The 14,773-nt window shown below is 73.6% G+C and carries 13 protein-coding genes; 9 read left to right on the forward strand and 4 right to left on the reverse strand.

Annotation, left to right across the window (positions count from 1 at the left end):
* Positions 1-7 precede the first annotated feature (7 nt).
* Positions 8-1,426, reverse strand: a complete 1,419-nt coding sequence (locus IPQ09_03045; GenBank protein MBL0193199.1) for a carotenoid oxygenase family protein — start codon at positions 1,424-1,426, stop codon at positions 8-10.
* A gap of 967 nt (positions 1,427-2,393) precedes the next feature.
* Between IPQ09_03045 and IPQ09_03050 the strand changes: the two genes are divergently transcribed.
* Genes IPQ09_03050 through IPQ09_03075 form a run of 6 tightly spaced genes read left to right on the forward strand, consistent with a single transcriptional unit; the run spans position 2,394 to position 8,406 of the window.
* Positions 2,394-4,097: a DUF1588 domain-containing protein gene (locus IPQ09_03050; protein ID MBL0193200.1), complete on the forward strand. Its 1,704-nt coding sequence runs from the start codon at positions 2,394-2,396 to the stop codon at positions 4,095-4,097.
* Positions 4,094-5,446 carry a DUF1552 domain-containing protein gene (locus IPQ09_03055; GenBank protein ID MBL0193201.1) on the forward strand — a complete coding sequence of 451 codons (1,353 nt, stop codon included), beginning with the start codon at positions 4,094-4,096 and terminating at the stop codon, positions 5,444-5,446. The genes IPQ09_03050 and IPQ09_03055 overlap by 4 nt, the downstream gene beginning before the upstream one ends.
* A gap of 10 nt (positions 5,447-5,456) precedes the next feature.
* Positions 5,457-6,302 carry a hypothetical protein gene (locus tag IPQ09_03060; GenBank protein ID MBL0193202.1) on the forward strand — a complete coding sequence of 282 codons (846 nt, stop codon included), beginning with the start codon at positions 5,457-5,459 and terminating at the stop codon, positions 6,300-6,302.
* 40 nt (positions 6,303-6,342) lie between these two features.
* Positions 6,343-7,158, forward strand: a complete 816-nt coding sequence (locus tag IPQ09_03065) for a hypothetical protein (protein ID MBL0193203.1) — start codon at positions 6,343-6,345, stop codon at positions 7,156-7,158.
* Positions 7,155-8,267: a thiolase family protein gene (locus IPQ09_03070; GenBank protein ID MBL0193204.1), complete on the forward strand. Its 1,113-nt coding sequence runs from the start codon at positions 7,155-7,157 to the stop codon at positions 8,265-8,267. Before IPQ09_03065 ends, IPQ09_03070 begins: the two co-directional genes overlap by 4 nt.
* Positions 8,257-8,406 (forward strand): hypothetical protein, encoded by a 150-nt coding sequence (locus IPQ09_03075; GenBank protein ID MBL0193205.1) that lies wholly within the window; start codon positions 8,257-8,259, stop codon positions 8,404-8,406. Before IPQ09_03070 ends, IPQ09_03075 begins: the two co-directional genes overlap by 11 nt.
* Before the next feature lie 14 nt (positions 8,407-8,420).
* On the opposite strand, the gene IPQ09_03080 is transcribed toward IPQ09_03075, so the two are convergent.
* Positions 8,421-9,995: a family 43 glycosylhydrolase gene (locus tag IPQ09_03080; protein MBL0193206.1), complete on the reverse strand. Its 1,575-nt coding sequence runs from the start codon at positions 9,993-9,995 to the stop codon at positions 8,421-8,423.
* A gap of 60 nt (positions 9,996-10,055) precedes the next feature.
* Positions 10,056-10,385: an SUMF1/EgtB/PvdO family nonheme iron enzyme gene (locus IPQ09_03085; protein MBL0193207.1), complete on the reverse strand. Its 330-nt coding sequence runs from the start codon at positions 10,383-10,385 to the stop codon at positions 10,056-10,058.
* 790 nt (positions 10,386-11,175) lie between these two features.
* On the opposite strand from IPQ09_03085, the gene IPQ09_03090 reads away from it, so the two are divergent.
* From IPQ09_03090 to IPQ09_03100, 3 genes are all read left to right on the forward strand, one after another.
* Positions 11,176-12,192 carry a hypothetical protein gene (locus IPQ09_03090; GenBank protein ID MBL0193208.1) on the forward strand — a complete coding sequence of 339 codons (1,017 nt, stop codon included), beginning with the start codon at positions 11,176-11,178 and terminating at the stop codon, positions 12,190-12,192.
* A 110-nt stretch (positions 12,193-12,302) separates the two neighbouring features.
* Positions 12,303-13,007 (forward strand): molybdopterin-dependent oxidoreductase, encoded by a 705-nt coding sequence (locus IPQ09_03095; protein MBL0193209.1) that lies wholly within the window; start codon positions 12,303-12,305, stop codon positions 13,005-13,007.
* The gene (locus IPQ09_03100; GenBank protein MBL0193210.1) at positions 13,000-13,686 is read left to right on the forward strand and encodes a PepSY-associated TM helix domain-containing protein; all 687 of its coding nucleotides are present in this window, start codon (positions 13,000-13,002) and stop codon (positions 13,684-13,686) included. Before IPQ09_03095 ends, IPQ09_03100 begins: the two co-directional genes overlap by 8 nt.
* Positions 13,687-13,706: 20 nt before the next feature.
* Here the strand turns inward: IPQ09_03100 and IPQ09_03105 are convergent, their stop codons facing one another.
* Positions 13,707-14,729: an NAD-dependent epimerase/dehydratase family protein gene (locus IPQ09_03105; protein MBL0193211.1), complete on the reverse strand. Its 1,023-nt coding sequence runs from the start codon at positions 14,727-14,729 to the stop codon at positions 13,707-13,709.
* Positions 14,730-14,773: the final 44 nt, after the last annotated feature.

The following is a 14,773-nucleotide window of genomic DNA, read 5'->3' on the forward strand; positions in this document are numbered from 1 at the left end:
CCTCGGCTCACGCGCCGGGGCAGAACATCGAGTGGAACCCCAGCGGAATACGCCGAGGCAGGTCGACCCGCGCCACCTCGCGCATGTCGCGGGCGTCCAACACGAAGCACACCGAGAGATCGTCGCGGGCGCTGGACCCGAACGTGACGAGCCACCCGTCGTCCTCGCGGTCACCGCGGCCTCCCGCGCGCGGCGCGAAGGCCGCCTCGCCCACGAACATGCCGGGCGGCGCGTCCCACACGACGCGGTCGGGCGCGAACGCTCCGCCGGCGAGGTCGTACTTCACGAGACCGTCGAACTTGAGCGCGGAGTCGCGCGCGATCCGCGGGTTGTAGGTGAAGCGCGCGCGAGTGCCCTGGACGGTGTCGTTGATGCGCGGGAACTCGGTCGCGAGATCGTCGAGCGCGCGCTCACGGGTCTCGCCGGTGTCGAGGTCGAACCGCCACTCGTAGAGATGGGGCACGAGCTCGATCGTGTCGAGTCGGGCGACGCCCCCCGAAGTGTCCTGTTGCTCCGGGATGGGGTCGCGGACCCGACAGCCCACGAGCACGATCTCGCGGCCCACCTCGTAGGCGTTGATGGTGTGATACATGTAACAAGGCTCGGCCTCGAACCAGCGGACGTCGGCGGCCCCGCCGAGCCGGGGGAGCACGCCGAAGCGGCTCCGCCCGCCCCGATCGAAGGCGATCTTGCGCTTCCCCGCCTTCAGGCGCTCGGGGTCCCACCCCATAGGAAAATCGAGCAGTATCGAGTAGTTCTCCGTGATCGCCATGTCATGCAAGATGTGCGGCGACTCCGTGGGGATGGCCTCGTAGCGCACGAGCTCCCCCTCGGGCGAGACGACGCCATACCGAAGATACGGCCGCCGAACCATGGAGTGATCGAAGAACACGAGCTGGTTCGTGCGGGGGTCCACCTTGGGGTGGGCGGCGAAGCCCCCGGTGAGCTTCCCGTCGAAGCGCTCGGGCCCTATCGTGGACAGATCGCGCGTGGAGAGCTCGTAGGGAGTCCCCGAGAGCCACCAGAGCGACAGGAGTCGGCCTCGGTGAAACACGAGATCGGTGTTCGCGGTGTCCTTCACCGGGCCGCCGGGGAGGCTCATGGCCTCGGGCCGGAGGGGCTCCAAGATGCCAGTCCAGAGGGCCCTCCCCGCCTCGCGCTCGGCCTCGAACCCGCGGGTACGCACCCAGCGGTTCATGTACGACGCGCGGCCGTCTTCGAAGCGGATGCCGTGCACCATCCCGTCGCCGTCGAACCAGTGATACTTGCCTATCGGCGCGAACTGCGGGTTCGGAGAGTTGCGCACGTACAGGCCGCGGAGCTCCCGAGGGAGCTCGCCGTGCACGCGGAGGTCGGTGGCGTCGAGCTCGTCGGAGATGGGCGTGTGCTCGGCCTCGAGGTAGCCTGTGGGGTGGGCGGTCGCCATGGCGACGAGCCTACCTCCGAGTGGAGGCCCCGGCACGCGAGGAATCGAGGCCCCAAACGCCGGGGCGGGCGCGAGTAGGAGCCCGGTCCCCCGCGCTGCGATGCAACCGGCGCGGGTTTCCGGCCCTCCCGGCGGCCCCATCCGCTACCCTTTGGCCCATGGGTGTTGCTCGGTTCGCGTGGGTCGTCGGAGCGCTCGTGCTGGTCTTGGTCGGCGCGCCCGCCTGCAAGCGGAGGTCTGCGCCGTCGCCAGACGCGGCGGCGACCGCCTCGCCGACCGCGCAGGTCATCCGGCGAGGCGCCGGAGGGTTCCCGCTCCCGAGCGGCGCCACCGGAGGGGGCGGCGCCCCCCCCGGGGGGGGGGGGGGGGGGGGGGGGGGGGGGGGGGGGGGGGGGGGGGGGGGGGGGGGGGGGGGGCGGGCCGCCCCCCCCGGCGGGGGGGCCGGGGAGGGGGGGGGGCCCCCGCGGGGCGGGGGGGGGGGGGGGGCGGGGGGCGCGGGGGCGGGGGGCGGGGGCGGCGGGGGCGGGGGGCCCCCCGCGAGCGAGCTCTCCCCGCGAGGCTCCGTGCGCCTCACCGCGAGCAAAGACGGGAAGACCAGAAAAGGAGGGCGGCGGGGGGGGGGGGGGGGGGGGGGGGGGGGCCGGGCCCCGCCGGGGGGGGGGGGGGGCCCCCCCCGGCCCCCCCCGGGTGAAAGCGAGGTCGCGGGGGGCGCGGGGGGGGGGGTGCTTGTGCCTGCGCCCGGCGGGGCACCGGGGCCCCCCCGGGGCCAACACCCCGGGGGGGGGGGCGGCTCTGAGAAGTGTTCGTGGTGGACGCGAGCAAGCTCTAGAGGAAGCGCGGGCATCCTGTGCGCCGGAGGGGGGCGCGCTTGACGGTGCGTCGACGGTCGCCCACACTACTTGGCGCCATGCGCGCGCGCAGGCGTCCGCCACGCTGCGGCTCCCATGGCTCACCGAGCGAGGCCCCCTTGAATCCCCAGAGACGACGCGGGCGAGCCCCGAGCCCATCGCGCCAGGTCCTGCTCTGCGGAGTGCTGGCCGGCGCTTTGGCGGCCGCGTGCGACGAGACCTCCGACACGCTCCTCGGCGGTCCGCCCCCCGCCGTCGAAGATCCGGCCGTGGCGGCCGCCGGTCAGCAGCTCGCGGCGGGCCCGGCGATCACGCGCAACCTGTCGAACCGCGAGTACCTGAACGCGGCCTCGGCGCTCCTCGGGGAGCGACTCCCCCTCGACCTCCAGAAGAGCTGGACCCCGACGACGCAGTTCTCGGGCTTCGACGCGGTGCCGTGGAGCAACCTCGACACGAAGGCGATCCGCGACATCACCGAGACGGTCGAGGCGCTCCTCGATCGCGCCTTGGCGTCCCCCAAGGTGGTCACGTGCGCGGCGGCCACCGCGGCCGAGCTCGCCTACGATCCGTGCGCGCGCTCGATCGTCGAGCCCTTCGCCCGCCGAGCCTACGGCAGGCCGCTCGCCCAAGCGGAGTCGACCGCGCTCGCCGCGCGCTACGACCAGGGGATCGTCCTCGCGAAGACCTCGCTCACCGAGCCGAGGGCGATCTTCCTCGACGGCCTGCGCTCCGCCCTCGGCACCGTGCTCCTCGCCCCGCAGTTCATGACGCGCATCGAGGCCCCGCCGAGCCCTGAGTTTTCGGGCGAGCGCGACCTCGACGCGTACGAGCTCGCGAGCCGCCTGTCGTTCATGTTCACGGCGTCGCTCCCCGACGACGAGCTGTGGGCCAAGGCGGTCGACGGGAGCCTCGCGAAGGACCCCGCCGTGCTCCGCGCGCAGACCGAGCGCCTCCTCGACACGAAGACCGAGGCCTTCGTCCAGAGCTTCATGGGCCAGTGGTTCGACTTCCGCGCCTACGAGGGCGCGGCGGCAGGCACCCTCGAGCACACCATGTGGGAGGAGAGCTGGCGCGTGATGGCCGACGTCGTCCGCGAGGGCCTGCCGGTGACCGCGCTCGTCCGGCCGGGCTTCACGTACCTGAACCAAGAGCTCGCCGCGCACTACAGCGTGGACGCCAAGCTGTCGCCTACGCTCACGCGGGTCGCCACGATGGAGCGCGGCGGCGTGCTCCAGCAGGGCAGCTGGCTCACCCTGAGCGCGACCCCGCTGAAGACGAGCCCGATCCACCGCGGGCGCCTCGTGCAAGATCGCCTGCTCTGCAAGGCGATCCCGCCGCCGGACTCCGCGCTCTTCGAGCAGATCAAGAAGGCCGCGGACGCCATCCCCGCGGGGGCCTCCGTGAAGGAGCGCCTCGAGAGCCACCGGAACGCGGGCCCCGCGTGCGCGGGCTGCCACGAGTACATGGACCCCATCGGCCTCGGGCTCGAGGGCTTCGACATGCGAGGGCGGCTCCGCAACGCGTACGCCGACACCGGCAAGCCCGTGGAGAGCGCGAGCACGCTGCTCGGGCGCCCGTTCGCGCGGTTCGACGAGCTCAACACCATGCTCGCCGACCTGCCGGACTACCACCGCTGCGTGGCCGAGAAGCTCACGGTCTACTCCACGCGCCGAATCGTCGACGCGAGCGCAAACGCGGACAAGGACCTTCTCTATTATTTGACCCTCCCGGTGGAGGGCAAGCCGCCGAGCCTCCGCGCGATGATCACGCGCCTCGTGATGAGCAAGGCGTTCCGCAGCGTGAACCACGGAGCCGCGAAGTGACCCTAAAATCCCGCATCTCCAGGCGCAATGTCCTCCGCGGTCTCGGCGTGTGCATCGCCCTCCCCCTCGTGGAGTCCGCCCGCGAGCCGCTCGCCCACGCGCAAGGGATGGGGCCGAAGAAGCGCTTCATCGGCTGCTTCTTCGGCAGCGGCGCGCCCATGCCCGACGCCAACAACGGCGACTGGGGCTACGCGGGCGCGCGGGGCGGCGCGCTGAAGCCGCTCGCCGATCTCGGGGTCGCGGCCAACGTCTCGGTGATGCGCGGCTTCCGCGCCGTGAACAACTTCGACGTGCACTGGTCGGGCACCGCGGGCTTCCTCTCGTCCACGCCGGTCGGCACGACGAGCGCCGCGAACCCGAGCGCCGATCCCAACTACCAGCGCTGCGCGAAGTCGCTCGACCAGCTCGTGGCGGACACCGATCCCAAGGCCTCGATCCGCAGCCTCCACGCGGGCTTCAGCCAGGTGCCGAGCTGGGACCAGGGCCACGACCGCGCCGGCTCCATCAACTACGTGAACTCGATCGCGTGGCGCGACGCGACGAGCCCCATCTCGAACATCCTCGACCCCATGGCGATGTTCGCGCGGGTCTTCGGCTCGAGCGACAAGCTCTCGAACGAGCAGGCCGCGTACCTCTTGAAGCGCCGAAAGAGCATCCTCGACGGCGTGCTCGATCAGTACAAGCACCACAAGTCGACCCTCTCCGCGGCCGACAAGCAGCGGCTCGACGCGTACGCGCAGAGCATCCGCGAGGTCGAGGGCGAGCTCGCGAGCGCCGCGAGCGCGACCACGTGCGTGCGGCCGGCCGCCGAGACCGCGGGCGAGGCCTACGTGCGGAACTTCCGCACGATGCACAAGCTCATCATCGCGGCGATGCAGTGCAACCTGACCCGCTCCGCGACCGTCATGTACAACGACGGCATCGGCCCGAACCGCCCCACGGCGGCCGTCGCGGCCGAGCAGCACGACTCGGCGCACAACAACTGGGCGAACCTCATCCAGATAAACCAGATCCAGGTCGGGCTCTGGGGCGAGCTCATCGCGGGGCTCAAGGCGGCGGGGCTCCTCCGCGAGACCGTGACGATCCTCGGGAGCAACATGTCCGACGGTCGCACGCACAACTCCGCGAACGTCCCGCTGCTGGTCGCGAGCGAGAACGTGGCGAACGAGCTGAAGCTCGGCCAGGAGATCTACGGCACGCCCACGCCAGCCGGCGTGACCGACGTGAACGTCAACAGAAATATGTCTGATCTACACGTCGACCTCCTGAAGCTCTACGGCGTCACCGTGCCGAGCCTCGGGGACGGCGCCTACAAGAGCACCGGCAGGCCCTCTGGGATCCTCGTCTAGCCGGCGCGCCGTGAGGCTCTCCCCGAGGACCGCGCCTCTCGTCGTGCTCGCGAGCGCGCTCGTGGCCGCGTGTTCGAGCGACACCGCGTCGCCCGCGGACGCGGGGCCCGGGGTCGCGCCCGCCGACGCCGCCACCGCGGCCGAGGGAGGATCCCCCGTCACGAGCCCAGCTGTCGGCCCCTCGTGCGCCAACGGCGCCCGCGACGGCGCAGAGGTCGACGTCGACTGCGGCGGCCCGCTCTGCCCGGCCTGCGCGAACGGTCGCGCCTGCGTGACCGGCAAGGACTGCGCGAGCGGCGCCTGCGACGCCGGCAAATGCACCAACGACGCGGGCTGCTCCGACGGCACGCGCGAGGGCTTCGCGGCCGCGGCCACGTTCCCAAACATCGCGGCTTGCGCGGGCGCGTGGTCCGTCCCTGGCCTCGGCGTCTCCACGCCCGCGTGCGGGCGCGGGGGCGGCAACAGCGGCCAGAACCCCACCGGCAAAGACTGCGCGGTCGCCGATCTCTGCCAGGTCGGCTGGCGCGTCTGCGACACCCCCGCCGCGGTCGCCTCCAGGACGGGCGGGCGCGGGTGCGCGGCCTCCGGGATCACCGGCCAGGCCTCGTTCTACGCGATCCGCCAGGCCGGCGCGGGCGGCGCGGCGTGCGGGCCGGGCACCAACGATCTGTTCGGCTGCGGCGACGTCGGCGACGCCCCCGACGCGGTCACCTGCGCGCCGCTCGATCGCTTCTCCAACGATCTCTGCCGCGCGCTCCCGCCGGTGTGGACCTGCGGCGCGAACACCGCCGACGAGCAGGGCGCCGTCACGAAGACCGCGAGCACGGGCGGCGGCGTGCTCTGCTGCCGCGACTGACGGTCGCCGCGCGCGGGGAAGAGCGGCTATCCTGCCGCCCATGCTGTCCGGCTCGCTCGCCTCGCTCGCCTCGCCCGCCTCGCCTCGCTCCGGGGCTTCGCGCAACCGCGTTGGCTTTGCGCGGACCTTGGGGGTGAGCCTCGCCGCCTGCACGCTGTGCGTCGGCCTCGGCGCGTGCGACGAGAAGCCCGCCCCAAAGCCGACCGCCGCGACATCGGCCTCGGCCCCGCCCGCGCCACCCCCCGCGCCCGAAGCGCCGGCCGCGCCCGTGCTCTCGATGGACGACAAGGCCCTCAGCGTGAGCGGGACGACGGTGCCCTTCGACGCGCCCGACGTGCCGGGCAGGCTCGCCGCCGCGCTCTCCGGGAAGCCCAAGGTCGCCGGGGAGCCCGTGTCGCTCGCGGTGGTGCGCTCGGCGAAGGCCCCCAAGGTGGCGCAGGTGGTCGCGGCGCTCCGAGGGGCCAAGGCCGCCGCGGTGGTGGTCAAGGCGCAGAAGCGCGACGGAGGCATGGGCGAGCTCACGGTCGCGTGGCCCTCCGCGCCGCCGTGCACGGCCGTGGCGTACCTCGGCAAGGACGTCTCGATCTCGGTGTGGACCGCCGGCGGCACCGTGGCCAAGCGGTTCGCGAAGGGCATGGCGGGCCCCGACATGACGCTCGGCTCCGAGGGGCTGCGCAAGGTCGCTGGCGCGTGCGAGTCCCCCGTGGCGCTGCTCGCGGCCGACGAGTCGGTGACGTTCGGCCTGCTCTTCGACCTCGCGCTCGCCACGCGCGAGTCCGAAGACGCGCGCGTCGCGGGGCTCAAGTTCGGGCTGCCCGCCGAAGCGCCCGTGCCGGGGCGAAAGGTGACCCCGTGAGGCGCGAGGTCTTTGTCCTCGGCAGCTCGACCACCCAGTTTCGTCGGTGGCCGGAGCGCACGCACCGCGATCTCCTGCGCGAGGCGTACACCGCGGCGCTCGAAGACGCGGGCGTCGACCCGGCGCGCGTGGAGGGCGCGTGGTTCGGGAGCGCCGCCATGCACCACTTCGGTCAAGCGAACATCCGCGGACAGGTGGCGATGGCGCCGCTCGCGCGAGAGATGCCCTCCGGCCTCTACCCGCAGCACGCGCCGATCGTGAACGTCGAGGGCGGCTGCGCGACGGGCGCGCTGTGCCTCGCGTCGGCGTGCCACGCGGTCGCGGCCGGCGCCTGCGACGTGGCCGTCGCGGTCGGCGTGGAGAAGGTGTTCATGCCCGAGGCCCCCGAGAAGATGCTCGCGCTCTTCAACGGCGGGATGGACCAGCTGCACCCCGAGGAGTGGCGTGCACTCTACACGGAGCTCGCGCCGTCGAGCGGCACGTCGTACGCGCCCCGAGCCGACCGCAGCGCCATCCTCGACGCGGTCGCGCTTGGCGCCGCGTGGCACATGAAGACGTACGGCACGACGCTGGAGGCCCTGGCGCGCGTCGCGTCGAAGAACCACGGGCATGGGGTGCACAACCCGAACGCGCAGTACCGCGAGGCGATGTCGGTCGACGCGGTCCTCGCCGACAAGCCCGTCGTCTTCCCGTTCACGCGCGCGATGTGCGCGCCGATGAGCGACGGGGCGGCGGCGGTGCTCGTGGGGTCGGCCGAGGCGTTGGCGGGCGCGCCCGCGCGCGCGCATCCGAGTCGCGGGGCTCGGGATGGCGAACGGCGGGCGCTCACGCTTCGAGGACGACTCGGTGACGCGCGTGGCCGCGCGGCGGGCCTTCGCGCGCGCGGGCATCGATCCATGCAAAATACACGTAGCGGAGGTCCACGACTCGACCGCGTTCGCCGAGCTCGCCGCGCTCGAGGATCTCGGCCTCTGCGCCCGCGGCGAGGGCGGCCCGTTCACCGAGAGCGGGGCCACGGCGCGCGGCGGCGCGCTCCCCGTGAACACCTCCGGCGGCCTCGAGTCGAAGGGTCACCCGCTCGCCGCGTCCGGCCTCGCGATGGTGCATGAGCTCGCGCTGCAGCTCACGGAGCGCGCGGGCCCGCGCCAGGTGCCAGGCGCCACCTGGGCGCTAGCGCACAACGCGGGCGGGCTCATGGGCCTCGACGAGGCGACGAGCGTGGTGACCCTGCTCGAGCGGCGCTCGTAGCTCGCATAGCGCGTTTACGGCCAGGGGATCGGCGCGGTGACCGAGGTCCCCGTGCCTAGCTCCGGCCAGCCCGCCTTCCACGTGATCGGGGCGATGAGCCCGTGGCGCCCCTTGGACGTGTCGTGTTTGCCGTTCGGGAGCGCTGGCCACGCGTGGTGAAAGAACAGATCGACCCCGTGCGTCGTCACGACCGAGCCGTGACCCGGGCCGACCCATCGGGCGTTGTTGCCGAGCAGCGGCGCGCCGCGCTTCGTGAACGGGCCGCGCGGGGACGGGCCTCGCGCGACGCCGGTGCGGTACCGATCGTCGTACACGTTCGCGCTGTAGAACATGTAGTAGACCCCGCTTCGCTTCACGACCCACGGCGCCTCGACCACGCCGCCCTCGAAGGTGCTCGCGTCGTTCGTGAGCACCGTGGTCGCGGTGGAGCCGGGGGCGAAGTCGAGCCCCGTGGCCGCGAGCTCGCGCACCAGGATGGGGGTCGGGCGGCCCGTCGCGTTGCCATCCACCTTCCAGTACAGGTACCGCTTGCCGTCGTCGTCCTGAAAGAACGTCGCGTCGATCGCCCCCATCGCGTCGGTGACGAGCGGGCCCCCGCGATCGACCCAGGGCCCGAGCGGCGAGGGCGCGCTCGCGGCGCCGATCGCGAGCCTGTCGGCGCCGTCGGCCGCGGTGTAATAGGCCACGTAGCGCGCGCCCACCTTGTGGATCTCTGGTGCCCAGTTGCGCGCGCCGTTCGCCGACCACGAGGCCTTCCCGCTCGGCAAGATCGACTTGCCCGTCGCCGCCCACGCCACGAGGTCGTCCGACGAGCGGATGGCCATCGTGCCGCCCGTGCACACCATGTAATACGTCGGGCGCGCGCCGCCGTCGCGCAGCACCCCAGGGTCGGGGCAGTCGAAGGGCACTACGGGGTTCGTGAAGGTAGGCACGGGCCCAGGGAGCTTCACGCCAGCCGCGTCGGTGGGGGCGGCGGCGGCAGGCTTCAGCGCGGCGGGTGGAATGGGCTCGGTGCGACCGCCCGGCGGAGTCCACAGGAGCTCGAGCTCCGCCGCGCCGCGGTGTTGGAAATAGTCCACGCGGAGCGCGTGGGCGCCGCGCGTGAGGGTCACCTTGGCGCGGGTCTCGGTGAGCGCGTGGATCGTGAAATCGTCGACGGCCAGCTTGCCGTCCACGAAGACGCGGACCCCGTCGTCGCTCCGCGCGACGAGCTCGTACACGCCCTCGGCCGCGATCTCCAGGGCGGCCGTGTACCGCACCGAATAGAGGACCGCCCGGACCTTGTCGTGCGGCGCGACGCCATCGGCGAGCCGCAGGGCGACGGCCGGCTCGGTCCGCGTGAGGACGAGATCGTGGAAGCCGTCGAAGTAGTCGGCGCGCACACCGAACGGTGACGGCGGGACCGACGCGTCGGACGGCGGCGGGGCGCTCGGCGGGGCGCTTGGTGGCGGCGGCGGCGGCGTGACGGCGGTCGAGGCCGAGGGTTCGACCAGCGCCCCGCCAGGCTCGGATCCACCGCACGCGACGAGCGCGACCATCGCGACGAGCGCGACGAGGCCGAGCACCGAGGCGCGGGAGGGCGAGGACACGACACGAGTCTCCACCACCGGAGGACGACGAGCAAGGCCGGACGGCGCCCGCTCACGCGGTCAGCGCGTCACGCAGCGCACTCCAATCTCGGGCGCGCTGTCGGCGGAGCGCCCCGAGTAGGGGCGGAGGTCCTTCACCGCCTTCCTGTAGTCGCCGCCCATCGCGCGCGTGCCGTTCACGCCCGTCTCTACGAGCTCCGAGACGTTGCCCACGAGCCCGACGACGCCCTCCGGCGTGGCCCCGCGCGGGTGCGCCGTCACCTCGCAGGTGCCCTCCTTCGCGCGATCCGAGCAGGCGCGCCCGGAGTCTTCGTCCTCTCCCCACGGGAAAGCGCGCTGCGCGTTCCCGCGCGCCGCCCACACCCACTGCTGCTCGGTAGGGACGAGCACCGGGGCCCCCCCCGGGGGCGGGCGCGCCCCGGGGGGGGGGGGGGGGCCCCCGGGGCCCGGCCTCCGGGGGGCGCCGCGGGCTTGGGGCGCGGGGGGGGGGGAGGGGGGGGGGGGGCCGGGGGGCCGGGGGGCGGGGGGGGGGGGGGGCCGGGGGGGGGGGCCCGGGGGGGGGGGCCGGGGGGGGGGGGGGGGGAGGGGGGGGGGGGGGGGGGGGGGGGGGGGGGGGGGGGGGGGGGGGGGGGGGGGGGGGGGTCACCCCGCGCCACCGGTCCCGCGGGCGGGCCGTCGAGCGCGAGCAGCCCAGCGCACCGCGCACGCCGCCTCGCGCCTGCTCGAGCGGCGGGGTCACCCTCGCGGGCCAGCCGAGGCTGACGACGTGCCGCCCGCCTCGACACCGGCCGGGTCTCTCCCGGGGGCGCCGGGCCGGGGGGGGGGGCCGCGGGGGCCCGGGGGGGGGCCCGGGGGGGGCCCAGGCCATGAGGTCGGGGGCCTCCTGCGCGCGCACCGCCTCGCACCGCACGCCGAACGCCTCGCCCACCGTAGGCGCCTCCCCCGCGATGGCGCGCGCCGGGCTCCCGCCGCACCCGAGGAGGGGGGACGAGCACGCCGCTGCGAGCAAAGAAAACCACGAAATCCGCCCGAGATCCGCGTTCTTCATTCCGCGCAGCCTAGCCACCCAGGGCCAGGCCGCGCCAGCCGCACGAACGGATGACACGCGGCCTACTACGCGGTCGAGGCGCCGCCGTGGTTCGATCTGGTTCCGGTCCGCGGACGCCGCTAGGCTGCGCCCATGAAGAGAGCGGCGGCGCTGGGCGCGTGTGTGTGTGGGCTGGTGGCGAGCGTGTACGGGTGCGTGGGCGACGACCCGGCGCCCGTGGCGGCAGACGCCGCGCCCGACTCGACCGCGCCGATCGTCGCCGACGCCACCCCCAGCGACGCGACGACCGCCCCCGACGCGGCGACCGACGCGGCCGCTCCGGACACCTCCACGCCCGACGCGGCGACCGACGGCCGAGTGCCGACCTGCGCGGGGCAGCCTTTCGCCACGCCGGTCGCGCTCGACACTTCCCAGATCGCCGCCGCGCTCGCGTCCACCATGTGGGGGCCTCGCGTCGTAGGTGGCAACGCGTACTTCTCGGCGGTGCCCGTGGGCTCGACCGAGCAGCAGCTCTTCCGCGCGACCTTCACGGGCGGCGCCGTCCCCGCGCTCTCGAACGCCACGGTGCTCGCGCCGCCGTCGTCCGCGACGGTCGTCGAGTGGGCGCCTACGGTGTCGCCCGACAGCTCGCTGCTGGTGTTCGCGACGGGCTTCCCCGGCCCCCGGCAGCTCGCGGTCGCCACGGGCGCGGGCGGCGCGTTCACGGCGAGCACGCTCATCGCCAGCCTGAGCACGGCGGCCGACGAGTCCGACCCCTACTTCGCCAACGCCCGCGCCCTGTACTTCGAGCGCGAAGACACGACGGGCGCCCCGACGTTCGAGATCTATCGCTCGGAGGTGACCGCCGGCGTGTTCGCGGCGCCCACGAAGGTGAAGCTGCTCTGCCCGCTCGCGAACTGCGGCACGCCGGTGGTGACTCCCACCGAGGACCTGCTCCTCTTCGCGGCGTGGCCGGGCGGCGGCACCTTCGCGCCCACGGCGCGTGAGGCGAGCCTCGTGGGGACGAGCGCCGGCGCGGTCATCGACCACCCCGAGCTCGGCGCGCGCTACCCGTCGTGGGTCTCCCCCGACGGCTGCGAGGTGCTCCTCGGCGGCGGCGGCCTCTCCACCATCACCGACATCCGCTACGCCAAGCGAACACCGAGGTAGGGTTCGCGAGCGCCGGCGCGCCGGCGGGGCGGAGGTCTCGCGTAACCGCCACCCACCCTCGCGCGTAGAGGCTCCTGAGCGGCCGCGGTCCCTGCGGCATCGGAGCCATCATGCGCGATCCCTTCCAGCCTTCCATGAGCCGTCGCATCTTCCTCGGTGGCCTCACCGCGGGCACCGTCGTCACCGCGCTCGCGGGGGCGCGGTACGTGCTCGCCGGCGAGGAGGCCGAGCGCCACGCGCGCAGCACCCTGCGTGCCGACGGTCGCCCGCGCCTTCCGCCCGGGCAATACCTGCTGCAGCGCCTGCGCCCCATGGGCGGAACCGAGGGCGATCCCAGCCCTGGGGCCTTTCGCCTGCGCGTGCACGGCGAGGTCGATGCACCCTACACGCTCGACTTCGCCGAGCTGCTCCGCATGCCTCAAGTCACGCAGACCTGCGACGTGCACTGCGTGACCAAGTGGACGGTGCTCGACGCCGGGTGGACCGGGGTGCGCCTCTCGGACCTCGCCGCGCGCGCACGGGTGCGGCCCGGTGCGCGGCACGTCATCTTCGAGGCGGCGGCGGGCTACACCTCGAACGTCACGCTCCGAGAGGCCATGGCCCCGAACGTGCTCGTCGCTCACAAGCTGAACGGCGGCAGCATCCCGCGTCCGCACGGCCCTCCGGTCCGCGCGCTCGTGCCCGACGCCTACTTCTGGAAGAGCGCGAAGTGGCTGACGGGCATCAAGTTCGTCGCGCGCGACGAGCCCGGCTACTGGGAGGTGCGCGGGTACCACAACCACGCCGATCCCTGGCGGGAGGAGCGTCATGGTTGACGCCCGCGCCGAGGCGGCGATCGAAGCGGATGAGCGCGCGGCGCCCGCGGAGAAGGCGAGCGCGGGGAGAGGGGCAAAGACCGCGAAGTCGGCCGCGGCCACCGTGCGTCCTTGGGTGCGCGCGATCCACCGCGACATCGGCTACGTGGCCGTGGGCCTCACCGTGGTGTACGCGGTGTCGGGGCTCGCGGTGAACCACCTCACCGACTGGAAAGACGGCGACGCGAGCTTCGTGAGCTACTCGATCGAGCGGCAGGTCGGCGCGCTGCCCGCGCCCACGGGCGACGACGCCGCCGACGATCGCGCCGTCGCCGCCGCCGTGCTCGCGAAGCTCGGCATCCGAGAGGCGCCGCGCGAGACCTACCGCGTGGGCGAGGGGCTGCTCGACCTCACGTTCGACAAGCGCACGCTCCACGTGGAGACCAAGACCGGTCGCGTGGTGGACGAAGGCCAGCGGGCGCGCTTCTTCCTCCGCGCCGCCAACTGGCTGCACCTGAACCGCGGCAAGAAGGCGTGGACCTACGCGGCGGACGCGTACGCCGCGGCGCTGCTGTTTCTGGCGTTCTCTGGGCTCTTCATGATCCCCGGGCGCAAGGGGCTGTTCGGCCGTGGCTCGGTGCTGGTGGGCGTCGGCGTCGCGCTGCCGGTCGCGTACGTCGTGCTCTCGGGCGGGCCCTGACGGAAACCCACCTCGGCGGCTCAGCGGTTGGCGTAGCGCTTTCGGATCGTGGGGAGCAGGTACTCCTCGAACGCGCGCTCCACGTCCCACATCGGCTTCCAGCCCCAGTCGCGCCGCGCGCGCGCGTCGTCCACGTCCTCCGGCCAGGAGTCGCAGATTTTGTTGCGCACGGGATCGGGCGCGTAGGCGATCTCGGCCTTCGGGTAGTGCTCCCGTACGCGCGCCTCAATCTCCGCCGCAGAGAGGCTGAACGCGCCCACGTTGTACACGTTGTCGGTCAGGGAGGCGCGGTCGGCCTCGAGCAGGGCCACGAGCGCGTTGACCGCGTCGGGCATGGCCATGAACGGGATGCGCGTGTCCGGCCGCACGAAGCACGAGTACGGCTCCCCGCGCGCGGCGGCGTGGAGCATCTCGGGGCCGAAGTCGCTCGTGCCGCCCGTCGGGACGGTCTCGGCGGAGATGAGCCCCGGGAAGCGCAGCGCGCGAAAATCGAGGCGGGCCGCCGTGGAGAGCGCGCCGAGCTGCCGAAAGTGCTGCGTGAAATAGCGGCCGAGGTGCTCGCAGTAGAGTTTGTTGCACCCGTACATCGTGATGGGCACGTTGTGGTCGCCCTCGGCCACGCGCGCCGCGCGCGCCTTGGTCTCGAGGTCGGGGAGACCGTACACCGCGATGCTGCTCGGGAACACGAAGCGGACGGGCCGCCCCAGCCGCCCCGACTGGTTCTGCGCGACCCGCAAGAGGTGCAGCGTGCCCTCCACGTTCACCTGGTGGGCGAGCTCGGGATCGCGCTCGCCGCGCGTGGACAGCAGCGCCGCGAGGTGGAACACGACCTCGATCTCGTGGTGCGCCGCGACCTGATCGAGCAGGTACTTGTCCATGATGTTGCCCGCGTAGGTCTCGAGGCACAGCGGGCGGTAGCGCTCCGGCAGCGGCGTGAGATCGACGGTGACGGCGCGGTAGCGCCCGTCGGTGTGGAGCCGCTCGAGCAGCGTGCGACCGATCTCTCCGTTGGCGCCAGTGACGAGGACGACAGGCTTCGACATGGGCGCGCACCCTAGCACCAGCTAGCGCGTCCGCGTGCGTCGCC

This window comes from Myxococcales bacterium, assembly GCA_016720545.1.
Classification (GTDB): domain Bacteria; phylum Myxococcota_A; class Polyangia; order Polyangiales; family Polyangiaceae; genus JAAFHV01.